General features: G+C 39.2%; 25 protein-coding genes. 4 read left to right on the top strand and 21 right to left on the bottom strand.

Annotated elements, in window-relative coordinates; genetic code table 11:
- Positions 1-255 precede the first annotated feature (255 nt).
- The 4 genes from accA to dnaE all read right to left on the bottom strand — a co-directional run bounded on the left by accA (position 256) and on the right by dnaE (position 6,384).
- A complete protein-coding gene (gene accA, locus L8T27_RS14755; RefSeq protein ID WP_233317429.1) occupies positions 256-1,209 on the bottom strand; it encodes an acetyl-CoA carboxylase carboxyl transferase subunit alpha in 954 nt (317 codons plus the stop codon).
- Positions 1,203-2,072, bottom strand: a complete 870-nt coding sequence (accD, locus tag L8T27_RS14760; protein WP_237942333.1) for an acetyl-CoA carboxylase, carboxyltransferase subunit beta — start codon at positions 2,070-2,072, stop codon at positions 1,203-1,205. Before accD ends, accA begins: the two co-directional genes overlap by 7 nt.
- Before the next feature lie 169 nt (positions 2,073-2,241).
- Entirely contained in the window at positions 2,242-2,859 is a 618-nt protein-coding gene (locus L8T27_RS14765) for a FadR/GntR family transcriptional regulator (protein ID WP_237941795.1), read from the bottom strand.
- A 162-nt stretch (positions 2,860-3,021) separates the two neighbouring features.
- Positions 3,022-6,384, bottom strand: coding sequence for a DNA polymerase III subunit alpha (gene dnaE / locus L8T27_RS14770; protein WP_237941796.1), 3,363 nt, complete (start codon positions 6,382-6,384; stop codon positions 3,022-3,024).
- 284 nt (positions 6,385-6,668) lie between these two features.
- Here dnaE and ytrH point away from each other — a divergent pair, with 284 nt between their 5' ends.
- Positions 6,669-7,001 (top strand): sporulation membrane protein YtrH, encoded by a 333-nt coding sequence (ytrH, locus tag L8T27_RS14775; RefSeq protein ID WP_233317424.1) that lies wholly within the window; start codon positions 6,669-6,671, stop codon positions 6,999-7,001.
- Position 7,002: 1 nt separating this feature from the next.
- Entirely contained in the window at positions 7,003-7,512 is a 510-nt protein-coding gene (gene ytrI / locus L8T27_RS14780) for a sporulation membrane protein YtrI (RefSeq protein ID WP_233317423.1), read from the top strand.
- Between the two features lie 45 nt (positions 7,513-7,557).
- Here ytrI and L8T27_RS14785 read toward each other — a convergent pair whose 3' ends face one another.
- From L8T27_RS14785 to L8T27_RS14795, 3 genes are all read right to left on the bottom strand, one after another.
- On the bottom strand, positions 7,558-8,490 hold the full coding sequence (locus tag L8T27_RS14785) for a DHH family phosphoesterase (protein ID WP_233317422.1): 933 nt from the start codon (positions 8,488-8,490) through the stop codon (positions 7,558-7,560).
- 18 nt (positions 8,491-8,508) lie between these two features.
- Positions 8,509-9,828, bottom strand: coding sequence for a DRTGG domain-containing protein (locus L8T27_RS14790; RefSeq protein WP_233317421.1), 1,320 nt, complete (start codon positions 9,826-9,828; stop codon positions 8,509-8,511).
- Positions 9,829-10,217: 389 nt separating this feature from the next.
- Positions 10,218-10,466: a hypothetical protein gene (locus L8T27_RS14795; protein WP_233317420.1), complete on the bottom strand. Its 249-nt coding sequence runs from the start codon at positions 10,464-10,466 to the stop codon at positions 10,218-10,220.
- A gap of 176 nt (positions 10,467-10,642) precedes the next feature.
- On the opposite strand from L8T27_RS14795, the gene L8T27_RS14800 reads away from it, so the two are divergent.
- On the top strand, positions 10,643-11,740 hold the full coding sequence (locus tag L8T27_RS14800; RefSeq protein ID WP_237941797.1) for a M24 family metallopeptidase: 1,098 nt from the start codon (positions 10,643-10,645) through the stop codon (positions 11,738-11,740).
- Between the two features lie 61 nt (positions 11,741-11,801).
- On the opposite strand, the gene L8T27_RS28720 is transcribed toward L8T27_RS14800, so the two are convergent.
- A complete protein-coding gene (locus tag L8T27_RS28720; protein WP_267913463.1) occupies positions 11,802-11,936 on the bottom strand; it encodes a hypothetical protein in 135 nt (44 codons plus the stop codon).
- A gap of 110 nt (positions 11,937-12,046) precedes the next feature.
- Here L8T27_RS28720 and L8T27_RS14805 point away from each other — a divergent pair, with 110 nt between their 5' ends.
- Positions 12,047-12,490, top strand: coding sequence for a universal stress protein (locus tag L8T27_RS14805; RefSeq protein WP_233317418.1), 444 nt, complete (start codon positions 12,047-12,049; stop codon positions 12,488-12,490).
- Between the two features lie 37 nt (positions 12,491-12,527).
- Here the strand turns inward: L8T27_RS14805 and argH are convergent, their stop codons facing one another.
- The 13 genes from argH to L8T27_RS14870 all read right to left on the bottom strand — a co-directional run bounded on the left by argH (position 12,528) and on the right by L8T27_RS14870 (position 25,733).
- Positions 12,528-13,916 carry an argininosuccinate lyase gene (gene argH, locus L8T27_RS14810; RefSeq protein ID WP_233317417.1) on the bottom strand — a complete coding sequence of 463 codons (1,389 nt, stop codon included), beginning with the start codon at positions 13,914-13,916 and terminating at the stop codon, positions 12,528-12,530.
- Complete coding sequence (locus L8T27_RS14815) at positions 13,913-15,121, bottom strand: argininosuccinate synthase (protein ID WP_233317416.1); 1,209 nt, start codon at positions 15,119-15,121, stop codon at positions 13,913-13,915. Before L8T27_RS14815 ends, argH begins: the two co-directional genes overlap by 4 nt.
- Positions 15,122-15,400: 279 nt before the next feature.
- The gene (locus L8T27_RS14820; protein WP_237941798.1) at positions 15,401-15,901 is read right to left on the bottom strand and encodes a MogA/MoaB family molybdenum cofactor biosynthesis protein; all 501 of its coding nucleotides are present in this window, start codon (positions 15,899-15,901) and stop codon (positions 15,401-15,403) included.
- Between the two features lie 27 nt (positions 15,902-15,928).
- The gene (locus L8T27_RS14825; protein ID WP_233317414.1) at positions 15,929-16,759 is read right to left on the bottom strand and encodes an EcsC family protein; all 831 of its coding nucleotides are present in this window, start codon (positions 16,757-16,759) and stop codon (positions 15,929-15,931) included.
- Positions 16,760-16,896: 137 nt separating this feature from the next.
- On the bottom strand, positions 16,897-18,087 hold the full coding sequence (locus L8T27_RS14830) for an acetate kinase (RefSeq protein ID WP_233317413.1): 1,191 nt from the start codon (positions 18,085-18,087) through the stop codon (positions 16,897-16,899).
- Between the two features lie 301 nt (positions 18,088-18,388).
- Entirely contained in the window at positions 18,389-19,375 is a 987-nt protein-coding gene (locus L8T27_RS14835) for a class I SAM-dependent methyltransferase (RefSeq protein WP_233317412.1), read from the bottom strand.
- A 116-nt stretch (positions 19,376-19,491) separates the two neighbouring features.
- A complete protein-coding gene (tpx, locus tag L8T27_RS14840) occupies positions 19,492-19,992 on the bottom strand; it encodes a thiol peroxidase (RefSeq protein ID WP_237941799.1) in 501 nt (166 codons plus the stop codon).
- Positions 19,993-20,151: 159 nt separating this feature from the next.
- A complete protein-coding gene (gene ytfJ, locus L8T27_RS14845) occupies positions 20,152-20,619 on the bottom strand; it encodes a GerW family sporulation protein (RefSeq protein WP_233317410.1) in 468 nt (155 codons plus the stop codon).
- A 29-nt stretch (positions 20,620-20,648) separates the two neighbouring features.
- Positions 20,649-21,350: a DUF2953 domain-containing protein gene (locus tag L8T27_RS14850; protein WP_233317409.1), complete on the bottom strand. Its 702-nt coding sequence runs from the start codon at positions 21,348-21,350 to the stop codon at positions 20,649-20,651.
- Positions 21,351-21,440: 90 nt separating this feature from the next.
- On the bottom strand, positions 21,441-21,929 hold the full coding sequence (locus tag L8T27_RS14855; protein ID WP_233317559.1) for an RDD family protein: 489 nt from the start codon (positions 21,927-21,929) through the stop codon (positions 21,441-21,443).
- An 18-nt stretch (positions 21,930-21,947) separates the two neighbouring features.
- A complete protein-coding gene (gene sppA / locus L8T27_RS14860) occupies positions 21,948-22,961 on the bottom strand; it encodes a signal peptide peptidase SppA (protein WP_237941800.1) in 1,014 nt (337 codons plus the stop codon).
- 130 nt (positions 22,962-23,091) lie between these two features.
- Positions 23,092-24,021: an EamA family transporter RarD gene (gene rarD / locus L8T27_RS14865; protein WP_233317407.1), complete on the bottom strand. Its 930-nt coding sequence runs from the start codon at positions 24,019-24,021 to the stop codon at positions 23,092-23,094.
- A 104-nt stretch (positions 24,022-24,125) separates the two neighbouring features.
- Positions 24,126-25,733, bottom strand: a complete 1,608-nt coding sequence (locus L8T27_RS14870) for an amidohydrolase (protein WP_237941801.1) — start codon at positions 25,731-25,733, stop codon at positions 24,126-24,128.
- Between the last annotated feature and the right edge of the window lie 83 nt (positions 25,734-25,816).

Below are 25,816 nucleotides of genomic sequence, written 5' to 3' on the forward strand. Positions count from 1 at the left end.
AAATTAAAGACGGAATTGTCAGCAAAATCTTATTTGCTCCCTCTTTTATCTTTTCCCGAATAAGAAAGCTTAAACCCTCTAGCATGCTATTTAAGAATCTTTGATGATTCCTTTTTTGCCGACATCTGCATTTTCTCATTTTCCGATGATAATTGCTATATTTTCATTCAATATTTTTATATAAAGATTTGCACAAAAAAAAATAAAGCTTAAACAAGAAGCTTATGCTTCCCATTTAAGCTCTTTACGTTAGAATCACTCAGAGATATGTTCTCCGATGCTTTTGAATTTATTGTAACGGTGTTCAACAAGCTCACCTTCTGTCATTGCCCTCAATTCCTTAAGGGATGCAAACAACACCTGTTCAATCTCACCAGCTTGTGCTTCGACATCGTGATGTGCTCCGCCTCTTACCTCTGGAATGATCGTATCAACAATACCCAGCTCCTTCAAATCAGGTGCTGTGATTTTCATCTTTTCTGCAGCTTGCTTTGCCAGATTAGAGTCTTTCCATAGGATGCTTGCTGCACCTTCTGGAGAAATAACGGAATACGTGGAGTTCTCAAGCATATGCATATGGTTACCAACACCTAATGCCAGCGCTCCGCCACTTCCTCCTTCTCCAATTACGATGCAGATAACAGGCACTTTTAAAGAAGCCATCTCAAATAAATTTTTCGCAATAGCTTCACTTTGCCCGCGTTCTTCTGCCGCTTTTCCAGGATAAGCCCCTTTTGTATCAATAAAGCAAACAATCGGCCGTCTAAACTTATCTGCCTGTTTCATTAATCTCAATGCTTTTCTGTATCCCTCAGGATGAGGCATACCAAAGTTTCTGCGGATATTTTCCTTTGTATCCTTCCCTCTTTGGTGGCCTATAACTGTTATCGGAAGACCTTTAAATTTAGCAATACCGGCAACTATTGCTGCATCATCACCAAATGTTCTGTCACCATGCAGCTCGATAAAATCGGTGAAAAGATATGGAATATAGTCAAGAGTTGTCGGTCTGCTTGGGTGTCTTGCAATCTGCACCCTGTCCCAAGGCTTCATGTTCTCATATATATCCTTTTCCAATTTCTCCAATCGTTTTTCCAGTTTTTCAATTTCAGTAGAAAGATCAACATTTGCTTTTTTCGAGAAATCTTCAAGTTCTTTAATCTTGTTTTTCAGTTCAACGACTGGCTTGTCAAATTCTAGTTCTACCATTCTGAATCACCGCCCGCTTGATGCATTTCTAATACTAAATGGAGTTTTTCTTTCATTTCCAGTCTCGGTATAACGGCATCGAGCTGACCATGCTTTAATAAAAACTCAGATGTTTGGAAGTCTTCCGGCAGCTTTTCGCCTATCGTCTGTTCGATAATTCTTCTACCTGCGAATCCGATCAGGGCGCCTGGCTCAGCAAAGTTATAGTCTCCTAACGAAGCAAAACTTGCAGACACTCCACCTGTTGTTGGATGTGTCATCACCGTAATGTACAACCCGCCATTGTCGCTGAATTTCTTCAATGCTGTACTTGTTTTAGCCATTTGCATTAAACTGAGGACACCTTCCTGCATCCTTGCACCGCCTGATGCTGTGAAAATGATGAATGGCACAGAAAGTTCATCTGCTTTTTCTATTGCCAAAGTGATTTTCTCTCCGACAACCGATCCCATGCTTCCCATTCTAAAGGAAGAATCCATGACAGCGACTACTACTTGAAGACCATTTATTTCACCAGTGCCCGTTACAACCGCTTCATTCATATGCGTTTTTTTCTGATCGCCTGCGATTTTTTCCTCGTAGCCTGGGAAATTTAATGGATTGCCTGTTTTCATTTCCTTGTTCATCTCTGTGAACGTGCCTTCATCAAGCAAGCTGTCGAGCCTCTCATAGCCTGTCATTGGCAAGTGGAAGCCACAGTTCAGGCAAACCTTGAGGTTCTTTTGCAATTCCTTTGTATACATGATTTTTTTGCAATTGCTGCATTTTGTCATGACACCTTCTGGAACATCATGTTTAGATGATTCTGAAGGGATGGTTGCATATTTCTTTTTTTTCGATTTCGAAAATATTTCCTTTATCATCAATGTGGAAGCCTCCCCATTTTTTTGCATTTTGCGCTTTATCTAAGACCATATTTTTAATCTTAGCAGCACATTATAGTAAAAAAAAGCATACTGATACTTGCCTGACTGGCATTTTTAAAAAGTATCTAAAAATCAGGATAATAAATAAAATAATAGCTAATTTTCTTTAAAGTTGCTTTTTTTCCCTATAGTTCATGATCAGTTCTAGTTCATTTTTGCTTTTTATATTATTTAATAGCAGCAAATAGTCTTCTTTTGTCCAGTAGACATTGGAAAACCCTAAAGAATAATAATAATCCTTTAGAATAGTCCATAAACGAAACAGCAAATAGTTGTCGGCTATATGGACAATCTTGAAAAAGAAATCACTCTCACTGACCTTTTCAGACTCAACCCATTCTGTGATTTCGGCCAGCTCTTTCTCTGTCATTTTTTCCATTGCAATTTGCAAACAATTCAATTGTATAAAGTTCTTTGTTTCTAATACATCCAATTTAGCCTTTTCATCACGCAGTATAAATGTGCTGATTAACTGTACAAGACGATGTCCTTGAAAATCCCGAAGAAAAGTGCCTTCGCCTTTTTTCGTCTCAATAAGCCCTAAAAGCTCTAAAGCCCTCAGCGCCTCTCTTACAGACGACCTTCCTGCATTTAGCCTTTCGGAAAGGGTACGTTCAGAGGGAAGCCTGTCTCCAGGTTTTAAGCCATCCTGCTCAATCATTTCCCTTAATTGATTGACTATGTCCAAATAAAGCTTGGAGCTGTTAGAAGAAGACTCGTTCACCGTTCATCATCACCTGCTTCTTGTTAGCATGTCCTTAAAACTTCTGGTCATCTTTCCTTTTCCCGCCATAAAAACTTCCTGTTTCTGTAAGAAAACTCGCGAACTTAGTGGTCAGACCAGTTGACTTATTAAACAATATAACAAGATTGCAGAGTTGTAAAGTTAATCAGACAAGATTACGTGATTTGTACCAAGCAATTCTTCAAGCCTTTGAAGGCATTCCTTTACAGGATCGATGAAGAAATCTTCATTCAGCTGAATTGTCTTTCCAGATTGCACATAGTGGATAATAACAGGGGTAGCCCCTTTATAATTGTTAATGATGTCCAATAGTCTTCCTTTTATTTCATCTGTTTCATTTTCCTGGACAATCTTAATAAATAATTTATGTTTGTTTGCTTTCTGTGATTGGACGATTTCCAAAACATTTGCAGCATCTTGGATAACAAATTGTTTGTTTCCGTTCCGTTCATCAACTTTCCCTTCCATAAATACAATTTTTTCCGTTTGAATCAAGTTTTGCAGTTTTTTATAAGCTGCCGGAAAAGCGACTGCCTCCATTTCCCCGCTCTGGTCACTTATGGAAAGGAACGCCATCGGTTCCCCTTTTTTTGTTCGGATTGCTTTCCAGTCCGTTATATATACTATAGTCCTGTATTTTCCGCCTGGAGCCATCTCACCTAAATGATTAGAGCGAAGCAATTGCTTGTATTGCTCATATATGGAAACTGGGTGATTAGATAGATAGAGTCCGAGAACCTTTTTCTCTAATGAAAGCTTATCCTCTGCGTTCATCGGATCTACTTGGACATATTTCGGCTTAAAGAAGAAGCCTTCTTCACCGAACAGATCATCTTGTTCCATGCCATCTGGATGAACAAGTTGAGCATGCTGAATTGCTACATCAATGGTCGCAAGCAATGTTGCCCTGTCCTCTCCAAATTCGTCAAAGCAGCCTGCGTATATAAAGGCTTCTATGATTTTTCTGTTTACTATCTTTGGAGAGGTTCGCAAACAGAAATCAAAAAGATCCTCAAATCTTTTTTGCCTTCTCGCACGGAACACTTCTTTCAAAACAGCTGCTCCGACCCCTTTAACAGCCGCTAAGCTGTATAAAATCTCACTGCCTTCGACCATAAAGGCGAAATGACTCTTATTAATAGAAGGAGGCAAAACCTTAATACCCATTTGCTTTGATTCCTGGATATACTGCATAATTTTCCCTTCATTTCCGACTGCTGACGTCAGAAGAGATGACATGAAAAACAGCGGATAGTTCGCCTTTAAGTAGGCAAGCTGGTAGGCAATCATACTGTATGCTACTGCGTGACTCCTATTAAACCCGTAATCTGCAAATCGGACAATCAGTTCATAAATTTCATCTGCGGCCTTTTGTGTATATCCCTTTGCCAACGCACCATTTACAAAATGAACCCGTTCTGACGCTAGCACATCCCGCTGCTTTTTGCTCACTGCTCTGCGAAGCAAATCTGCTTCGCCTAGAGTAAAACCTGCCATTTTAGAAGCAATTTGCATAATCTGCTCTTGGTAAACAATTACCCCGTATGTTTTCTCTAAGATTACCTGTAAATCAGGGTGGTAATAATCAATTTCTTCTTTGCCGTGCTTCCTGTTAATATATAACGGGATGTTCTCCATTGGACCGGGACGGTAAAGGGCATTAACAGCTACTATGTCTTCAAACTCTGTTGGTTTTAGCTTTTTCAAGACATTTCTCATTCCGTCAGATTCCAACTGAAATATTCCTGTTGTTTCTCCTTGGCTCAAGAGTTCAAACACTGCTGAATCATCTAAAGGAATTTCTTTAATTGCGATTCTTCTATGTGTTTGGCGCTGAATGGTTTCCATGATAGATTGCAGCAAGGATAAATTCCTTAACCCGAGAAAATCCATCTTTAATAATCCCAGTTCCTCCAAATGCTCCATGCTGTACTGTGTTAAATAAACCTCTTCATTGCCTCCTTGAATCGGGACAATCTGTACAAGGGGCTCTTCGCTTAACACTACCCCAGCAGCATGTGTAGACGCATGTCGCGGCAGCCCTTCTATTTTGCAAGCTGTTTCAAAGATTTGTTTATTTTTCGGAGATTCCGCAATAAATGCTTGAAGCTGCTTTGATTCCCGCAGGGACTGCTCCAATGTGATTCCAAGCTTCGAGGGCACTGATTTTGAAAGCTGCTCCAACTCTTTCATCGATAACCCAAAAACCCTGCCAACATCTCTTAAGGCAGCTTTTGCTGCAAGTGTCCCAAATGTAATAATTTGTGCTACATGCAGCTCCCCATATTTGTTTTTAACATATTCAATAACCTGTTCCCGCTTGTCATCCGGGAAATCAATATCGATATCTGGCATCGTAATCCGTTCAGGATTCAAGAAGCGCTCAAACAGCAAGTCATATTTTATCGGATCAACGTCTGTAATGAACAACACATATGCAACCATCGAGCCTGCAGCAGAACCCCTTCCAGGCCCTGTTAGGATTTCGTTGTCTCTTGCATATTTCATAAAGTCCCAGACAATCAGAAAGTAATCGCTGTAGCCCATCCGGTTGATTACATCCAGTTCATAACGAAGGCGTTCCATATGTATTTTCGAAGGATTTGTATATCTAGCTTTCAGCCCTTGCTCGCATAAGTCCAGTAAATACCCGTCGGCTGTTTGTCCGGCTAAAAGAGGGTATTTTGGCAATGCAGCGACCTTCTCTCCAAGCTGGAATTCACATGCTGAAGCAACCGCCCAAGTATTCTCCAACGCCTCCGGCTCCTCGCTGAACAGCTCTACCATCTCCTGCTTGCTTTTCAAATAACGCTCTTCAGATTCCCATTCATCCTGTACTACCTCAGCTAAGGTGATGCCATGTTTAATTGCATTCAAACAGCTTTGCGCAAAACGGTCTCCCTTGCTTGTATACTTGACATCATTTACAGCAATCAGTTTTGTTGCTGAAGACTCTGCTAATTCTTTTAGCTTTTTATTCAAGGCTGTCTCTGCTTCTATCCCGTGCTTTTGTAGCGATAAATAAAAATGACCGGGAGCGAGTATGCTCTTAAATAAAGCCACTGTTTCTTTAGCGTGCTCTAGGTCTTCTGCCAGCAGAGACTGCTCTATTTCACCACTATGTCCTGGAGTAAACGCAAACAGCCCGTCAGCATAATGCTTTAGCCATCTGATTGGAATGCCTTGTTTGTTTTTAGTCTGGATGGCACTTGATAATTTTAACAGGTTTTGGAAGCCTTCCCCGTTTTTTGCCAGCAGCACTAGAGGGAAGGCCGTATCTGTGTGCTTTTCACTGATAATATCGACAGTTAAACCGATAATAGGTTTAATATTCTGCTTGATACATTCCTTATAAAAAGCTGCCGTCCCATACATAACATTGCGATCGGTCAAGGCAAGCGCACTGAATCCCCTTTCCTTCGCAGCGGAAACAAGCTGTTTAACGGACGCTGTACTCGACAGCAAGCTGTACGCGCTTGATACTTGCAGATGAACAAAAGACATATAATCACCACTCTTTTACAAAAACTTTCTACTATTATTCTTTATCGCCACAATCATTTAATTGTTCGACTATGGCAACTAATTATCCTTTTATTATAGTTCTATTGCATAAAAAAAGAAAATATGTTCTTACTTTTTCATTGTCTATACGAATTCCTTATAGCAAAGCCTAATTCATTTTAATATGGAAGTTTTTTCGTGTTTCCAAACTCCAGCAATCATAATTCCCCCAGTTTGTCCATATGTATGATTAAGAGAATAATAGGGACTGTGAGGTTGACAAGATGAACCAAGAACCATTTTTCCCGGCATTTATAGAAAGCTATTTTATTGCCCTTGGTGTTGTGCTCGGAGGTGCCCTGTTAGGCGGTTTAGCCGCATTTATGACAGGCAAGCCTCTCTTGACAGAAATAACGAAATTGTCGGATATGATTAGGATTTGGGCGATTGTTACAGCTATAGGCGGCACTTTCGATGCAATCAATACAATTGAAAAGGGTATTTATGACGCCGGAACGAAAGATCTTTTCAAACAGATACTATTGATTGTTTCTGCATTCGGCGGGGCCCATACTGGTGCAACGATCTTACGATGGATAACACAGGAGTATATTTAACATGAGGATACCACCGTTTTATAAAAATGTTTCCCTTCAGCGTTTTTTTGCTGGAATGGTGATAGGAGGCTTTATAAGCTGGTGTGTCTTTCTGTTTATGTTTGGTGTTTGGCAAGAAAGGTACAGCACTGAAATAAAAAATCAAAAAAGCACGATTGCAGACTTAGAAAAAGATAAGGAAATATGGCAGCAGGAGTTTTCCGAGCTGAATAAAAAAGCGGAGGAAAAACTGACAATACAAGGAATAGTCGTGAAAATAAACAGCAAAGACAAGGAAAAATACGATATCAAACCATTTAATGCTTTAGAAATGGAAGATGCTATTAAGGAAGATCTGCGGACAATTGTGGCTAAAGATATGGAGCTTGTATATAAAAGCCGGGCCCTGCTCAAGAAATCTATCGAAAATAAAGTGGTCGAATCAGATCAAAAGCGCTACAGATTTAAAGTCTCTGAGCTTATCATTTATACGACTGTATATGTAGAGCTGAGTGTAACCTTTGCCGATTAGCAGTATGATAAAAAACCCAAGAAATAATTCTTGGGTTTTTATTTTTTATTTACAAAGCTCATCTAAATCACGGATAACGTCTTGTGCAACATCCCAGCTAAATATACTCGCTCCAGATGCGAGGGGATGACCGCCCCCATTGTACTTTTTCGCAAGGACATTAATAATAGGACCTTTAGAGCGGAATCTGACCCTGATTTGATCGTCTTCTTCAATAAAGAACACCCATGCTGTAATACCCTTTACGCTTCCCAGTTCGCCGACAAGTAACGAAGCTTGCGAAGGAACAGCCTCAAAACGGCTTAATACCTCCTTATCAAGCTTCATATATGCTGCTCCGCTTGGAAGCATCGTAAAATTCTGCAGCACATATCCATTTAATTTAACGATATTTGGTTCAAGCTCATACATTTGATTGTACATGTCAGGCCGTGTGAAGTTGTAATTTATTAATTCTCCTGCATAGCTGAAGGTTTTTTCTGTTGTGCTTGGATATAAAAACCTGCCTGTATCTCCGACAATGCCGGCATAAAGCAGTCTTGCTCCTTCATCGTTCAGCTTCAAGCCTTGATCTTTGCCAAATAAATAAAATTCATAAATCATTTCGCTTACAGAGCTTGCCGAAGTATCGACCCAAACAATATCCCCGTATGGATCGTCATTAGGATGATGGTCAATTTTTATCAGCATACGCCCTTTTGTATATCTACTATCACATACTCTTTCTTGATTGGCAGTATCGCAAACAATAACTAAAGCATTCTCATACATGCTGTCCTCAATTACATCAAGTCTTCGTAAAAAATGAAGCGATTCTTCTTCCTTCCCTACTGTATAAACTTTTTTGGCAGGGAAAGATGTTTTGATGATTTCAGCCAAGCCTCCTTGAGATCCATATGCATCTGGATCTGGACGGACATGCCTGTGGATTATAATGGTTTCAAATTGTTTAATTGCATCTAATATGCTTTGTTTCATCTTCTATTTCTCTCCTTTCTAGTGTCTGTCAATTAACTGGCACATCATCATAGCCTTGCCGACAAGCACGCCTTGATTGAACACTTCTACATCGACTTTCCCAAATTTCCGGCCAACTTCCAGGATTTTCGGGACTATTTCAATGGTGCTGTCAATCTGAACTGGTTTTATAAAATAGATTGTTAAGTTTTCCACCACTAAATCGCCTTTTTTATGCCCTCTCAGCACTCGGTTTGCAGCTTCTGCAACAATGGTGGTGAACACTCCATAAGAAATGGTTCCTAAGTGATTTGTCATCTGCGGGGTAACTTCGCAAGTAAAGGAATTTTCTGACTTCGGTTTGCCTTTAGAAACATTGATTTGTTTTGTAATGATATCATCAATTGTTTCGCCAATCTGCGGCTGTCTCTGATTCATCTGCAGCGCTTTTAAGACATCCTGTCTGCTTATGATTCCCTGGAGCCTATTTGCTTCATCAACTACTGGAAGCAGCTCAATCCCTTCCCAAACCATAATGTGGGAGCAAGAGGCTACACTTGTTTTGCCGCCGACTGTAACAGGGCTTTTCGTCATAATCTTTTCAACTGATATTTCCTTTTGTTTACCGATAATATCTTTCGAAGTAACCATGCCTTGTACTTTCATGTTGGCATCAACAACTGGAAACCTGCCATGCATTGTCTCTTCATTATATTTCTGCCACATGGAAACAGGATCATCTGTCTTTAAATAAATCGTCTCTTCCAAAGGAGTCAGAACATCCTCTACAAGCACTATTTCCTTTTTAATCAACTGATCATAGATTGCCCTGTTGATCATGGTAGCAACAGTAAAGGAATCATAGCTTGTTAAAATAATCGGAAGCTGCAGCTCATCAGCAAGCCGCTTCACATGTTCCTCTGTATCAAATCCACCGGTAATTAAAACAGCCGCACCTGCTCTTAATACATGCTCCTGAGCCTTTATTCTGTTCCCAATGATCATTAAATTGCCTGCACCTGTATAGCGCATCATTGCATCTAGTTTCATCGCTCCAATGACAAATCGGTTTAGGGTTTTATGAAGTCCATCCCTTCCGCCAAGAACTTGTCCATCTACAATATTTACTACCTCAGCAAATGTCAGCTTTTCAATATTTTCTTTCTTTTTTCTTTCAATCCTTATCGTTCCAACCCGTTCAATCGTGCTGACATACCCTTTATTCTCAGCCTCCTTAATAGCACGATAGGCTGTTCCTTCGCTTACGCTCAGCGCCTTTGCGATTTGCCTGACGGAAATTTTTTCTCCAACGGGCAGTTCGTCGATATAATTCAGAATCTGTTCATGTTTTGTTGCCACTGTTCACCCTCCTTTTGGGTTTCATTCTCTATGTAGTCAACTCATAAACCTAATGAAAACGGGTAAGTTTAGTGAGTTTAGCTCTTTCGGTTGTCTTCTCTTTTATTATAGAATGTCCACTCGTTCGATTCAATCCAATATGTATATAACAGTGAAATTTTTATCGTCTTAATTATTAGTACAGTTTTGACCATTTAGTTATTTAATACTTGTATGACAAAGAAAAAAGAAAGTAACGAAAGAATTGTTACAAATAATTCATATATCTGTTATAGAATTAGAAGCAAAAAAAGAAGCTTGCCAAATCCCTTCTTCATTATCCACCAATGTTGCCCAATTATGCGAATGGACTCACCTGTGATTGAGAAGCTTTGACAAGCTTAAGTATTTTATTGATAGTAACGGATTTTTCTTTTCTTTTGCAGCTGCTGAAGTGTTTTTTTACTGTTCTGTTGTTTTGCTTTTGGCGTATACAGCAATGCAGTTAAGTTTCCTGCAAGCACAAAGATGGCAAATGCGAGCCAAGTAACAGAAAAGATTCCTGCCAAGCCAGCATCATACGGAGCAAGCCTTGGTACACCATAATATAAAAGAACACCACATAACAGAATGCATAATAAATACCGATTCTTCTTCATATTTTTCCTCCTTTTTTCACTTATAACCATTCTATGCGGACAAGTTTAAAAAAAGTCATTCTTCTTGAATATTTCGCATTACTAAAGGTTTACAAGCAATGGAGTTGTTGATAATCTTAAGAAGCGATAACATATATTAAGATAATGTTTAACTTTATTAAAGGAGGAATTATTCCTTGGAGAAGCAATTAAAGGAACTATCAACATGGATGGAACAAGAGGCAATCGATTTCACCTTCTTGACATCAACAGATAATATTTTTTACTTGAGCGGATTTTACAGTGATCCACATGAAAGACTACTGGCACTGATACTTTTCCCAAAAGAAGAACCGATTCTTGTATGTCCTGCAATGGAGCAAAATGATGCAAGAAATGCAGGCTGGAAGTATGACATAATCGGTTATAGTGACACGGATAATCCATGGGAAACAATTCAGGAAAAAGTCAGCAAAAAATCAGCAGCAAAACGAATTGCTGTTGAAAAAGAACATATGAATATTTCTAGATATGAAGCATTACAGCAATATTTCCCTGCCATTGAGAAATACTTGCCTGCAGAGGAAAAGCTGAATGAAGTGAGAATGGTCAAATCAGAGCATGAGCTTTCCAAAATCCGCGAAGCTTGCAAGTGGGCAGATTATGCGATTGAGGTTGGCTGCAGCGAGATTACAGAAGGCAAAACAGAAATGGAAATTTTGGCTGCCATTGAGTATGAATTGAAGAAAAAAGGCATCGGCAAAATGTCCTTCTCCACAATGGTGCTAACAGGCAAAAACGGTGCGTCACCACACGGCACTCCAGGGAATACAAAAATCAAAAAGGGAGATTTAGTTCTGTTTGATTTAGGCGTTGTTGTGGATGGCTATTGTTCCGATATTACAAGAACGGTAGCTTTCGGGGATATAAATGATGAACAGCAAAAGATATATGACACAGTATTGAAAGCCCAGCTCGCTGCTCTTGATGCATCTGTTCCTGGAGCTAAATGTATGGATGTGGACATGGCAGCACGAAATGTGATTAAGGACGCTGGTTATGGAGAGTATTTTCCACATCGCCTTGGACATGGTCTTGGTATAAGTGTTCATGAGTTCCCATCCCTCACATCAACAAATCCACTTACATTAAAAGAGGGTATGGTTTATACAATTGAGCCAGGTATATATGTGCCAAATGTAGCTGGTGTGCGAATCGAAGATGATGTGTATGTAACGAAAGATGGCGTGGAAATCCTGACGAAGTTTCCGAAAGAGCTTCAAGTAATTTCATAATGAATGAAGAAGGGGCTGACTCAAATGACCGTTTAACGGAGTTTTGAGTCAGTTTTTTTGCTTATTTCTCTTCTTGGCTGCGGATAATCAAGCTGTCAATGGCGCCGTCATTATAGGCGTCCATCACTTGTGCCGTAACTTCCAAATGACCATTTTCATCATAATCAAAGTTCGGGTTTCCCTTTATTTCCCTCATGATGGCTGTCCCCTCCTGTTTTGAAATGCTTTTTTATTTTTGCTTATTAAAGTTAATGTTATGCAATAGGAGGGTATATAATTAAATAGAAGAAATAGGAGGGTGTTAATATGGGGTTAACGTATAAGAAAATCATTGTTGCTGTCGACGGTTCGGAGCAAGGAGAAAAAGCCTTTGAAAAGGCTGTATCTATTGCAGCAGAAAATAATGCAAAGCTTATTTTAGCACATGTTATTGACACACGTTCTTTCGCTACAGTTGCAGCATTTGATCAATCTGTTGCTTCGAAAGCAGACGAATTTGCCAAAGAAATAATGGAAAAGTATACAAGGAAGGCAGCCCAAGGCGGTGTAGAAAATGTGGAGAAAGCAATTGAATTCGGATCACCAAGAGCTGTTATTCCAAGGGATATTGCCGAGAAATATGATGCCGATTTGATTATTTGCGGCGCTACTGGTTTGAATACAGTGGAACGTTTTATTATCGGCAGTGTTTCTGAGGGAATTGCCCGCAATGCGCCATGTGATGTGCTTATTGTAAGAAATGGAATATAAGAAAGAGAGAGGCATCCCAACGGATGCCTCTCTTAAATTATGCCTTCGCAAAAGAATCAAGGCATGTTTTTGCTTTTTTAATAGCTTGTTCGACTTGCTGGAATCCAGTTCCGCCTGCACTGTTTCTTCTTTGTACAGCCGTTCTTGGATTGAGCACCTCGTAAATATCTCCTTCAAACAGCGGGCTTGCAGCTTGAAGTTCATCCAGCGGCAAATCTGCCAAAAAGCATTGTTTCTGCACACAGTGCAGCACTAATTTGCCTACAACCTCATGTGCTTCTCTAAACGGCATGCCTTTGTCTGATAAATAGTCGGCCAGTTCTGTTGCATTAGAAAAGTCATTTTTTGTTGCTTGCTCCATTGCATTTGTCTGAACCTTCATCGTCTGAACCATGCCAGCAAAAATCTTCAAAGAACCTGCTACTGTTTTGACAGTATCAAACATTCCTTCTTTGTCTTCTTGCATGTCTTTATTATAAGCAAGAGGAAGTCCCTTTAAGACAGTCAGCAATCCCATTAAATTACCGTAGACTCTGCCTGTTTTTCCTCTGATTAGTTCTGCCATATCCGGATTTTTCTTCTGCGGCATGATGCTGCTTCCTGTTGAGAAGCTGTCATCCAGTTCAATAAATTTAAACTCCTGGCTTGACCAAAGAATGATTTCCTCACTGAATCTAGATAGATGCATCATTAAGATACTGCTCGAAGATAAAAACTCCAAGATAAAATCACGGTCGCTGACAGCATCCATGCTATTCTCATAAATACCTTCAAAATCCAAAAGTTCAGCAGTTCTGTAACGATCGATAGGGAAAGTTGTCCCTGCTAATGCTCCTGCACCAAGCGGCGAGACATTAATGCGGTTCAAGTTTTCCTTGTATCTCGCTTTATCTCGTTCAAACATCCAAAAATAAGCCATCAGATGATGAGCAAAGGATATAGGCTGTGCTCTTTGCAAATGTGTATACCCAGGCATAATCGTTTCGATGTTGGCTTCCGCCTTTTCGAGCAACGCACCTTGAAGCTCCTCTAAAAGAGCAATGATATTCTTTACTTGCTTGCGCAAATACAAATGCATATCTGTTGCAACCTGATCATTACGGCTTCTTCCAGTATGAAGCTTGCCGCCAACAGGACCAACCAGTTCTGTCAGTTGGCTTTCAAGATTAAGATGGATATCTTCCAATTTAACAGAGAACTCAAGCTCTTCCTTGTTTGCTTTTTCTTTTAATAGAAGCAATCCAGCTTTGATTTTTTCCGCTTCCTCTACACTTAGAATTCCTGTTTCAGAAAGCATTGCCACATGGGCAATGCTTCCGTCAATGTCTTCTAAGACTAGCTCTTGATCAAAGGAGATGGATGCGCCGAATTCGTCTACCCATTCTTCTGCAGATTTTGTAAATCTGCCTCCCCATAATTTCTTCACACTGTCACCTTCTTGCTGTTTTCCACAATGCTTTGCACTTTTGTTGGCAGCCCCCATAGTTTAATGAAGCCAACAGCAGCTGCATGATCGAATTCATCATCTGAAGTGTATGTTGCCAGCTTTTCATCATACAAGGAGTTAGGAGATTTTCTTCCTTCAACGATTGCATGACCTTTAAATAGCTTAACACGTACAGTTCCTGTCACATTCTTTTGCGTTTCTTTCAGGAATGCCTGAAGAGCATTTGTTATTGGAGAGAACCATAAGCCTTCATAAATAACTTCCGTGATTTTCTTTTCGATAACTGGCTTGAAGTGAGCAACTTCTTTTACAAGCGTAATGTCTTCGAGCTCTTTATGTGCTTGGATAAGTGTAATAGCACCAGGGCACTCATAAACCTCACGTGATTTAATCCCAACAAGGCGGTTTTCTACATGATCAATACGTCCTACTCCATGCTTACCTGCCAATTTATTCAGCTCAAGGATTAAATCAGACAATTTGTATGAAATGCCGTCAATGCTGACTGGAATACCTTCTTTAAAGTCTATTTCGATAATGTCCGGCGTATCAGGCGCATTTTCTAGACTTACTGTTAAATCATATGCATCTTCCGGCGGTGCCGCCCATGGATCTTCTAAAATTCCGCACTCATTGCTGCGTCCCCATAAGTTTTGGTCAATAGAGAATGGGCTGTCTAAGTTAATTGGAATCGGAATATTTTTCTCTTTCGCATATTCGATTTCTTCTTCACGAGACCAACCCCATTCGCGCACTGGCGCCAACACCTTTAAGTTCGGGTTAAGAGCTTGGATAGAAACCTCAAAACGCACTTGGTCATTTCCTTTTCCTGTGCATCCGTGTGCAACAGCTACTGCATTTTCTTTTTCTGCCACTTCAACAAGTTTTTTTGCAATTAACGGTCTTGAAAGTGCAGAAACTAGCGGATATTTTCCTTCATATAATGTATGTGCCTGCATCGCTATCAAAGCAAAATCCTGTGCAAATTCTTCTTTTGCATCAATTACATATGATTGAACAGCTCCAACTGTTAGAGCCTTTTCTTGAATAAATTTCAAGTCCTTACCTTCTCCAACATCAAGACAGCAAGCAACTACATCAAAACCTTGATCTTGTAGCCATTTGATTGCTACGGATGTATCTAAACCACCTGAATATGCTAATACAACTTTTGGATTCGCCATGAGCGTTTTCCTCCTATATATACGAATAATTATTCATTTATTTATATTTTTATTCAAAAACTATACTAAACACTTTAGCAACTTTTTAAGAGAATTTCAAGCTTTTATTCTATAAAAATACAAAAATATTTATATTTATAACAATGCCTCTATACATACACTCAGGACGTCTAAAAGTATTTGTTGTCACATCAGTATTTTCATTGCCGGTTATAAAAAAAAACCGTAAAAAAAAGGAGGCTCTCCTCCCTTTTATGCAAAATCTTATTCAAATGTTCCTTATTTTTTATGTAGTTCACTGATGACATGGCTGAGCTCTGGAAGTATAAGTTTCTTCATTCCAAGCATTACAGCTCCTGTTGAACCTGGCATTGCAAAGACTGCACGCTCGCCAACCGTCCCGGCAATTGCTCTTGACAGCATAGCTGCTGCTCCAATATCCTCTGTATAGCTAAGCATCCTAAAAAGCTCACCAAACCCGCTTATTTCCTTTGTTAACAATGGTGCGACTGCTTCAATTGTGACATCTCTTGGAGAAATCCCCGTTCCCCCGTTCAAAATAATTGCTTGTGCTTCTGTATTTTTCAATAGTTCTGTTTGAATTTCCTTTATTTCATCTTTGACAATCACATAATTAGCTGTATAATGGCCTGCCGCTTCCAACAATTCCATTATTGTCTTTCCGCTTTTATCATCAGCCTCTGTTCTTGTATCACTCACTGTAATTACTTTGCACTTAATATGAGTATAATTCTTATTATTATGAGTATTTATGCTCAAACCTGCTTCCTCTCCTTTATTTTCTGCTTAACTTTGCAGCTTTTCATACAGATACCGGCGCTGGTAAAACTTATAAATAAATTCTGTTATCTTTTTCGTATACTGATAATTGGCCCCCGCACCGATAAACATGCTGACAAAAGGCATTTTCTTATATGTCTTTTTACCAAATAGAAAAATAAAAAACATTTTCATTGTCTGCTGCAACATGACCTCTGCCACTTCCGAACTTGCAACGTTTTCTGTTCCTTCATAAAAATAATTGTTCGGTCGTCCCAGCTCTTCCATTAATTCTGCCCAAGCCTTGCCTTGAAGTCTTTTTGGCAGGCATGCACCATGAAGAACCTTTAATGCAGTCATTATTTCAGTAGGAGTGTTGCCTGGTGAACCAAACAAGGAAGATATTTGCTGACAAAATCTTATATTGATTGCCATCAGTCCCAAAAAGTCAGAAGCTGCCGCTGCAACACCGCCAGTTCCTGTAATACTGCCTTGAAAACAGGCATACAAACGGTGTTTCGCCATTTGCTGCTGCCCAATAAAGTGGAGTTGATCAATTGTTAAAGACTTCATATCCGTTATTTCCGTAATATTCTCATTAAATATTCTAGCGGTTGACAGCATTCGCTCATTTGCATTTTCGTGAAGGCTGGAACTTAAAAGCATCGTATATGCATGAAATAAAGAATTATCAATAACTGCATAAATATCCTGCCACTTGCTTTCTTCTATATATGACATGCTTTTTTTCACATACTTTTCATATAAACTCACCATATCATTCTTTTCATATGAAAGCAGTTCTCTCTCCCACTCAGATAGCTCCTTAAGTACTTCTTCTTCTCTAAATGTCAGCATAATACAGCTCCTTTCAAGTTACCAAAGCCTTTAGTATTTACAGTATATCATTTGGCCAGGCACTAGCATTGTATCCATACATAAAAAAAGACAATCTTTTGCAATTACAAAAGATTGTCTTTCCCTTTTAATACAGCTTACACACTTGCAATTCTTGCAACGTCGCGTGCAATCATAACTTCTTCATTTGTTGGGATTACCATAACTTTTACTGGTGAGTGAGGATAGTTAATAAATGATTCCTCACCAGAAATTTTATTTAGTGATTGATCCCAATAAACTCCCATAAATTCAAGGCCTTTCAACACTCGTGCACGAACAACTTCACTGTTTTCACCGATACCAGCTGTGAAGATGATTGCATCTACACCGTTCATGCCAGAAGCGTAAGAACCAATATATTTATGAATATGCTCAGCAAATACTGTCAATGCCAATTCAGCACGGTCATTTCCAGATTGAGCTTGTTCTGTAATATCACGAAGGTCACTTGAGAATCCGGAAATTCCTAGCAATCCGCTTTTTTTGTTCAATACTTGCAGTACTTCATCTGCAGATTGGTCTGTTTTTTCCATGATATATGGAATCAAGGCAGGGTCGATGTTACCTGAACGAGTCCCCATTGTTACACCAGCAAGCGGTGTGAAGCCCATAGAAGTATCAATTGATTTACCGCCTTCGATTGCAGCGATACTTGCTCCGTTACCTAAGTGACAAGAAATCAAACGAAGCTGGTCAATTGGACGGCCTAGCATTTCTGCAGCGCGTTGTGAAACATATTTATGGCTTGTTCCATGGAAACCGTACTTACGAATACCGTATTTTTCATAGTATTCATAAGGAAGACTGTATAGATAAGAGCTTTCAGGCATTGTTTGGTGGAAAGCAGTATCAAATACAGCAACAGCCGGCACATCTGGAAGAACGTTTTGGAATGCACGGATTCCAGTCAAGTTAGCTGGATTGTGCAGTGGAGCCAATTCAGACAGCTTGTCGATCTTCTCCATAACTTCATCTGTAATTAAAGCAGAATCAGCAAACTCTTCTCCACCATGTACAACGCGGTGTCCGATACCTTCAATTTCATCTAATGACTTAATGATTCCAAGTTCTGTCAACTTATTCAAAAGAATAGTAACTGCTACCTCGTGATCAGGAATGTCTGTCACTTCTTTGATTTTTTCACCATTAACGGAAATATTGAATACTGCCTCATTTAAACCGATTCGTTCAATAAGACCTTTTGTGATTACGTCCTCACTTGGCATTTCAAACAGCTGGAACTTAAGTGAAGAACTTCCTGCGTTGATCGCAATAATTTTTGCCATAAAGTATTTTACTCCCCTTTTATATAACAACATTTTATTGTGCTAATCTGACATTGAACAGCTTCATATAATAACCTTACTGGACAAATATCTCTCAATTTCTCATTTAAACATTGTGTCACAAACATTTCAAGTTATATTGATACAGTTCTTTGTTTTTTTCTTGTTTTTTTGTTATTTTCGTGAATTTGTCCAAAAAACAAGGAAAAACTTTTATATAATAGTGTCAGACTGTATTAGTACAAATGCTGTTTTTTTATAGAACAGGTATACGTGTACTTTTGGCGTTACGGTCTGTTTTTTACTGCTTGTTTTCTGTCAGCCATTGTTCAACCTGGCCGAGTATTTTTTCCATTGCCTGCATATTAGAGAAGCTTGGAATGCTTGCAAGGAGCACTTGTTTCGGTGCCTTTATAGTATCTCCTTTTTTCTGCAATATCAAAATGCTTTTTCCTGCCTGTTTATTTTTAAATAATGTCAATGGAAGCTGCATGATGGCTTGAATATGAACGGCATCCTTTAAATAAGCATGAAGTTTAGGTGCCTGTTCACTTTCAAATAATCCATTTGGAACCATAAAAAATCCAAATCCACCAGGTTTTAAATGATTGATGGACTGCTCGATAAAAAGATGATGGGCATAAGAATGACCGCTGTCTGCCTTAAGCTCATACTCACTTGCACCAACATCATTTGGATAGTATCCTACTGGCAGATCACTTATAACAATGTCCACTGGATCGATGAACAATTTCTCAAGACTGTCCTGATTAAAGAACTCTATTGGCTGTTCCTGAAGATTCGCATTGACATACGCAAGCTGAAGAAGTAAATCATCGATGTCTACCCCAATCGCCTCTGCTTGCTTGTCACCTTGTTGGTTAATGACAGATGTTAACAAATTGCCTGTGCCTACAGCCAAGTCTAGTAGACGCAGTTCTTTTTCTGTATAGAACTTTTGCACAAGATAACCAATAAACATTCCGATTGAATCTGGTGTCATCTGGTGATTAGGCTGTGTGTTTTCTTTCATGCCTTTTAAGATTGCCAACTGAAAGCTTTTACGGATATCCTCTTTGCTGAATGCTGAAAGCGAAATGGTCTCATAGCTTTTAGCAAGTCTTTTCTTTGCAATCTCGCTAATTTCTTCCTGCAAGATTGCTTCCTGGAAGATATTTTCTCCCGTTTCAGCTAACGCTTCTAAATAGGTACAGTGCAGTTCTTCTTGAAGCACTGTAGCTGTTTCATTAAAAATAGTAAATAATTGTTCGACAGGACTTATTTTCATGCCTCTCACCTATCTTTCCTATATGTTAAGTTAATTTTTACTAATCCCGCACAGAAAAAGCCTCGAAACTCTTTCGAGACTTTCTGCGTTATTCCCGATTACTCACAAATCACTTATTATTTTGCAGCCTTTACTGCTTCTATAGCTGCATCATAATTCGGATGATTACTCGCCTCTTCCACATATTCGGCATATGTAACAACGTCGTTTGAATCCACAACAAAAGAAGCTCGTGCAAGCAAACGCAGCTCTTCCATTACTACACCGTACGCTTTGCCGAAGGAAAGATCTTTATGGTCTGATACAGTAATGACATTTTCCAATCCGGCAGCAGCACACCATCTTCTTTGAGCGAAGGGAAGGTCTGCACTTACTGTAATTATTTCTACATTATCAAGTTTTGCAGCCTCTTCATTAAAGCGTCTCGTTTGAGCATCGCATACACCCGTGTCAATGGATGGGATGACACTGAATAAGCGTACCTTTCCTTTAGAGCTATCCAGCGTAATTTCCGTCATGTCGTTTGCCAACACTTTAAAGTCAGGAGCCTTGTCTCCAACCTTTACCTCATTGCCAATTAATGTGACGGGGTTGTTTTTGAATGTTACTGCAGGCATTAAAGTCACCCTTCCCGTAATTTTAAATATGTATATGTGTTTATCATAGCGATACACGGGTCTATTTGCAAAGAAAATGTCTGCTAAAAAAATAATAGTCTGATTCCACAGGCTAAAAAAGACTGCCTTAAAATGTGGTTTCAGACCTATTATCTATTATTAAAATTCAATATCTTCCTTCTTGCTGGCAGTTTGGCTGGAAGATTGCTGCTGCTGTCCGGAACCTGACTGGCTGTCTCCGTTTTTAGAGAACATTTGCTGAATTTTATCAACAGCTTGCGGAGCAAAATCCAATAGTTTTTCATATAGGTGTGTGCTTTCGTCAAGGTGAACCATTTTTACTCCTTGGCCATTAACAATTAAGAATGCTATTGGCGTAATAGAAACTCCGCCGCCGCTTCCGCCGCCAAATGGGTGTTTGCTTACACCATTGTCATGCAAAGAATGATCTTCAAGAGTAAATTCACTTCCACCTGCTGCAAACCCGAAACCAACCTTTGAAACAGTAAGGATTACACTGCCGTCCGGAGTTTCAACAGGGTCTCCGATAATCGTATTGACATCGATCATTTCCTTTAAGTTTTCCATTGCAGTTGTCATTAAGCCTTGTATTGGATGATCAGACATGTTTATTCCTCCATTTTCGTTATTCATTATTATTTTTGGATGGCCGGCGCTTCATTATTTGCTTTTAAATGAGGCATACCGCCCTTCCAATATTTCACTAGTTTAATTCCTGCAATCATAGCATGCCCTAAGCGAAATCGAATCATACACTTAAATAAAGTTTCTGAAGCATTGCGCTGGAATTGCGGATATATATGTATATGAGGCATATTTTGCATTTTCATATAATTGCTGATGATACCAATAATCGCACCTTTAACCGCCCAAACAGCTCCTGCTATCGCCCCTGTATGGGCAGCATCTCCCAGTCCGATAATGGAGCTCCATTCGATATCCTTTATGCGGACTTTTGACAGTAAATAGCGGAAAATGCGGTGAAAGCCTACAACATGCTGAAGCAGTTCCTTTGTGTTGGAAAAGGTATTAAGTAAATCGTCGCCTGTAAATTGGTTTGTCTTCTTATCACCTTTCTGTTCAGGTCCATCCTCTCCAACCTTCACTTTTGTTTCTTCTTTAACAACAAGAGAAGGAGAGTTATCATCTACTTTAATCAGCGGGAATTTCTTCTTGATTCTTATCAGACCAAAAAACACTCTAATTTCAATAGAGAGATCATCATTGTCTTTTGCATGGTAATATCGTATCCTTACAGTAATTTTCATCAATAAAAGCAGTAAAAACAAAAGAAGAAGGCATAGAATAATGATGCCGATGATGAATATAACTCTCACACTGTGCACATCCTTTCAGCCTTACTATTATTTGCTAATGAATAAAAAAATAAACCTGCCATAAAGGCAGGTTTCTCTTGAACTTATATGCTAACGTCTTTCGTGTACAACAGCAGTATCTGCAAATAAATCATGCAAGCCTTGTTTCTTTGGCAGAAATGCGACTAGAAGATAGAGAATAAAAATACTTGCAGATATAAATCTGCCTATCCACTCCCGGAAAATAACGGTGTCCCACGTTAATTGATCTTTCTTCAAGGGAATTACCTTCAAACCGAAAATCATTTTTCCTAACGTCTGCTTAAAATACTTTGTCATCAATACAAAATACAGGTAGAAAACGAATGCTGTCAGAATATTTACGGCAGAAAACAGGCCCGTGTTTTCCGTAGACAAGTCCATTAAGCGAAATATAGGATAAATTATAATCCGGTGTATGCTAGTAATGATAATGATATCAGCAATATACGCCCAAAACCGCATCCAAAAACCAGCATAATGATGTAAATCATTTTTCGTACTTGCCTGTTCTTCAGCATGTCCAGTGAGTTGATCGGTTCCTGTGTTTGTTATATCCATATCCATTTATCCGACCCCCTATTCTGCATACAAGTACATAAGCCGCGGTGAATTTGCATTAGTTGCGATTGTAAGAATATTGGCCAACTCACGCTCTTCTCCGCTAAGCAAACTTTTTGCTGACATGCCAAACATGGAAGCCAAGCTTCCTGAATCGCTATAGCTCACAACCATTGCATCATTCCACTTATAGTCAGCTTTCATCGCAGCAATGACATCATCCAAGTAACCAAAATCATCTATTAAATTCAAATCCTTCGCCTGTCTGCCGTCATAAATTCGGCCATCGGCAATCTCTCTGACTTTATCCTCTTTTATGCCTCTGCCTTCTGAAATAACCTTTACAAATCCATCATAGGAATTGTTAATCATCGTCTGAAGAATATCTCTTTCTTCATCTGTCATTTCTCTTGTAGAACTCATGATATCTTTATATGGACCGCTTTTGATTGTCACAAATTCAACCCCGTACTTCTCAGCAAGTCCTTCGAAATTATAACCTGACATAATAACACCTAATGATCCTGTCATCGTTTCCTGGCTGGCGTAGATTTTGTCAGCAGGTGCCGAGATATAATACCCTCCCGAAGCCGCCATTGATCCCATTGAAACATATACAGGCTTTTTAGTTTCTTCTTGTATTTCGACGATTTTGTCATGGATTTCTGCACTTTCGACAACTCCTCCGCCTGGGGAGTTCACCCTAAGAATTATCCCTTTAACATCGGAATCATCCTTCACTTTATCAAGCTTTTTCATAAAGGCTTTGTGATTGTATCCCGCAGATGAAAGGATTGATTGAGTATCTCCAGTATCCTGAATCGTCCCATCCACTTCAAGCACAGCTATTTTATTAAACTCATCTCCACTCTCCAACGTAGTTTCTGCAAATTCCTCTTCACTGCTTGCCATCAAATCGGAAAAAACACTGCTGAAATCAGTAGTTAACGCTGTCGACACAAAGCTTGTGATTATTGAAAACACAAAAATGAATCCAGCGATTCCAAGTGCCGCCCATCTTTTTTTATTCATTGCTTATGTATCCCTCCTTCTCCTTACTTTCTACGAATGACTATAATAAATGTTTCAAGATTCTTCTGTTTTATAGTCTGCTTATAAGAATAAGTTCATTCTTAACTAGCAAGAGACTCTATATGCCTTCTTAAATTTCTGCGCTTTTTTTGCCTTTTGCACTGCTTGCATGAGAAAACAGCTTTGTCTTTGATAAAGAATAAATCGATAATGCAGCCCAAATAAACAGGAAGGATAATAAATGGGTTGTTGTAAATGGTTCATCATAAACAAATACACCTAAAATAAGAGTCAAAGTTGGTGTCATATATTGGATGAATCCCAGCATGGATAGTGGTATTCGTTGAGCACCTTTAGCAAAAAATAGGAGCGGAACTGCTGTTAACACACCAGAAAGAATGACTAACAAATCCAATTGTGGTGAAACTGCCAGAAAAGCATGGTCTCCCTTAACAAATAAATAAGCAATATACATTAATGCAATTGGTGTTATAAACAATGTTTCTAATGTGAGCCCTATACTTGAATCAATTGAAATAAGCTTCTTGGCCAAACCATATAATCCAAACGTGAATGCAAGGGACAAAGCTATCCATGGAAAGCTTCCATGGGAAAAGGTTAAAATTATTACTCCAATGGCTGCTAAACCGACAGAAACATACTGAGTTTTTGTCAATTTTTCCTTCAGCACAATCATGCCAAGCAATACGCTGACTAAAGGATTAATATAATAGCCAAGACTAGTTTCAATAATTTGGTCTGCATTAACTGCCCAAATATAGATAAACCAATTGCAGCTAACTAACAAAGAAGCAACAAATAGCATCAAGCCTTGTTTTTTATTAGTTTTGAAACTGGAAAGCACTCCAATCAGTTTTTTCCATTTCTTTGTTACTGTTATTAGCAATACCATAAATACAAAAGACCATAACACTCGATTTGCGAGAATTTCGTCTGCTCCTACCCCTTGAAGATTCTTCCAATAAATCGGAAATAACCCCCAGATTAAGTAAGCGATGGCAGCATACAGCACTCCCGTTTTCATTTGGTTATCCTTCATCTTTATCTCTTCTTTCTATTTTCGAAATATTTCATATTATAATTCTATTCCAGATAATGCACAACCCGAAATTTTCCAAAAAAGAAAAAGAGATTAAGTATTCCTTAATCTCTCTCTTCTTTTTGATATACAGTTTCACTTGCAATAATAGTTTGTACAACTTGTACTTTCTGGATATCTTTAGGCTCTATTGTAAATAAATCTTGATCAAGCACCGTGAAATCTGCAAGGTATCCTTTTTCAATTACGCCTCTGTCTTTTTCATGGCAAATAGCATAGGCGCTGCCCTTTGTATACAAGCTTACTGCTTCATATACAGATAATGCTTGTTCCGGCATATAGCCTGCTCCGCTTAAATCTTCTGTATTCGTTCTCGTCACGGCAGCATAAATACCTGCAAGAGGGTCAGCGGATTCAATTGGTGCATCAGAACCGCCTGCACAATGAAGTCCGCTTTTGAGCAATGTTTTCCATGCATAACAATATTTCATATTATCCTTGCCAAGTCGGTCATACACCCATGGAAAATCTGATGTAACAAAGCTAGGCTGAATATCTAGTATAAGGGGAAGGCCTTTCATACGGTTGATTAAGTCTTCACGCAGCATGGTTGCATGAATGAGTCTGTCTCTGCCGTATCCCTTTAACGGATGCTTCTCAATCAATTGTAAAACCATATCAAAAGCGGCATCCCCAATAGCATGCACTGCTACAGGCATATTATTTTCTCTTGCCTTCTTGATTAGCTCCTCTAACTGCTCCATTGTAAAGATGCTGACACCTTGTGTGGACGGATCATCAGCATAAGGTCTGCTTAAAAATGCTGTCCTCCCGCCAAATGCGCCATCTGCAAATATTTTCATGGCGCCAAATTCTACCCAATCTCCCCCAGATTGATAAGTATTTCCGGACTTCACCATCTCATCAAAAACACGATGATGTACAAGCAAATGTGCCCTAAACAGATGCCCCTCTTCTTCTATCACTTCCTTGAAGGCTGTTTGAGTTCCCTCAAAACCGTGATAATAAAATAAATCTTCTGTATGAGCACCTGTCAAACCAAGTCTGTAAGCATCCTTGATGCCTTCACGTAATGCATTTTTAACATATTCATGACTTTTCTCAGGTATGACCTTAGTAATAAGCTCCTGCGCTTTATCCTTCAATACCCCAGTAATGGCACCTGTTTCATCTCTTTCTATTACTCCGCCAAAGGGCTCTTCTGTCTTATTTGTCACGTTTGCTAATTGTAATGCCTTTGAATTCACTGCAATGGCGTGTTTGCAGATTCTGTCCAAAACAACTGGATTATTCGGGATTGCTTTATCAAGTTCTTCTTTAGTGAGTGGAGATTTGTCATCCCAAATATTCTCATTCCAGCCTCCCCCTAAAATCCATTCACCTGCTGTTGCCTTCTTTCCTGCTTTCGTTATAAGCTGCAATGCAGCTTCTTTTGAAATACATGCGGACAGGTCGAGACGAAGCAGTCTTTCCCCATGTCCAATAAGATGCATATGACTGTCCACAAAGCCCGGCAGCATGGCAGCACCTTTTAAATGGACCTGATCCGTTATGTTGCTTCTATATTTTTTTTCAAGCGTCTGTTTATCGCCATAATCGACTATAAGCTGTCCTTCTGTATATACAGCCTCTATCATTTCGCCCTCTTGCTTCATTGTGTATATTGTTCCACCATAAAATAAAGTACCCATTCTTTTCCTCCTAAACAAATAAGCAGCTATGTATATATTTTGCATACATGCTGCTTATTCCTTCTTTGCTTATAGGGTATTTC

It is taken from the genome of Niallia sp. Man26 (assembly GCF_022049065.2).
Taxonomy (GTDB): Bacteria; Bacillota; Bacilli; order Bacillales; family Cytobacillaceae; genus Niallia.

What these genes read in the sequence shown, in the direction of transcription:
- accA (WP_233317429.1), bottom strand. Translation starts at nt 1,209, where the DNA reads ATGGTAGAACTAGAATTTGACAAGCCAGTCGTTGAACTGAAAAACAAG.
- accD (WP_237942333.1), bottom strand. Translation starts at nt 2,072, where the DNA reads ATGATAAAGGAAATATTTTCGAAATCGAAAAAAAAGAAATATGCAACC.
- dnaE (WP_237941796.1), bottom strand. Translation starts at nt 6,384, where the DNA reads ATGTCTTTTGTTCATCTGCAAGTATCAAGCGCGTACAGCTTGCTGTCG.
- ytrH (WP_233317424.1), top strand. Translation starts at nt 6,669, where the DNA reads ATGAACCAAGAACCATTTTTCCCGGCATTTATAGAAAGCTATTTTATT.
- ytrI (WP_233317423.1), top strand. Translation starts at nt 7,003, where the DNA reads ATGAGGATACCACCGTTTTATAAAAATGTTTCCCTTCAGCGTTTTTTT.
- L8T27_RS14785 (WP_233317422.1), bottom strand. Translation starts at nt 8,490, where the DNA reads ATGAAACAAAGCATATTAGATGCAATTAAACAATTTGAAACCATTATA.
- L8T27_RS14795 (WP_233317420.1), bottom strand. Translation starts at nt 10,466, where the DNA reads ATGAAGAAGAATCGGTATTTATTATGCATTCTGTTATGTGGTGTTCTT.
- L8T27_RS28720 (WP_267913463.1), bottom strand. Translation starts at nt 11,936, where the DNA reads ATGAGGGAAATAAAGGGAAACCCGAACTTTGATTATGATGAAAATGGT.
- L8T27_RS14805 (WP_233317418.1), top strand. Translation starts at nt 12,047, where the DNA reads ATGGGGTTAACGTATAAGAAAATCATTGTTGCTGTCGACGGTTCGGAG.
- L8T27_RS14815 (WP_233317416.1), bottom strand. Translation starts at nt 15,121, where the DNA reads ATGGCGAATCCAAAAGTTGTATTAGCATATTCAGGTGGTTTAGATACA.
- L8T27_RS14825 (WP_233317414.1), bottom strand. Translation starts at nt 16,759, where the DNA reads ATGCTGACATTTAGAGAAGAAGAAGTACTTAAGGAGCTATCTGAGTGG.
- L8T27_RS14830 (WP_233317413.1), bottom strand. Translation starts at nt 18,087, where the DNA reads ATGGCAAAAATTATTGCGATCAACGCAGGAAGTTCTTCACTTAAGTTC.
- L8T27_RS14835 (WP_233317412.1), bottom strand. Translation starts at nt 19,375, where the DNA reads ATGAAAATAAGTCCTGTCGAACAATTATTTACTATTTTTAATGAAACA.
- tpx (WP_237941799.1), bottom strand. Translation starts at nt 19,992, where the DNA reads ATGCCTGCAGTAACATTCAAAAACAACCCCGTCACATTAATTGGCAAT.
- ytfJ (WP_233317410.1), bottom strand. Translation starts at nt 20,619, where the DNA reads ATGTCTGATCATCCAATACAAGGCTTAATGACAACTGCAATGGAAAAC.
- L8T27_RS14855 (WP_233317559.1), bottom strand. Translation starts at nt 21,929, where the DNA reads ATGGATATAACAAACACAGGAACCGATCAACTCACTGGACATGCTGAA.
- sppA (WP_237941800.1), bottom strand. Translation starts at nt 22,961, where the DNA reads ATGAATAAAAAAAGATGGGCGGCACTTGGAATCGCTGGATTCATTTTT.
- rarD (WP_233317407.1), bottom strand. Translation starts at nt 24,021, where the DNA reads ATGAAGGATAACCAAATGAAAACGGGAGTGCTGTATGCTGCCATCGCT.
- L8T27_RS14870 (WP_237941801.1), bottom strand. Translation starts at nt 25,733, where the DNA reads ATGGGTACTTTATTTTATGGTGGAACAATATACACAATGAAGCAAGAG.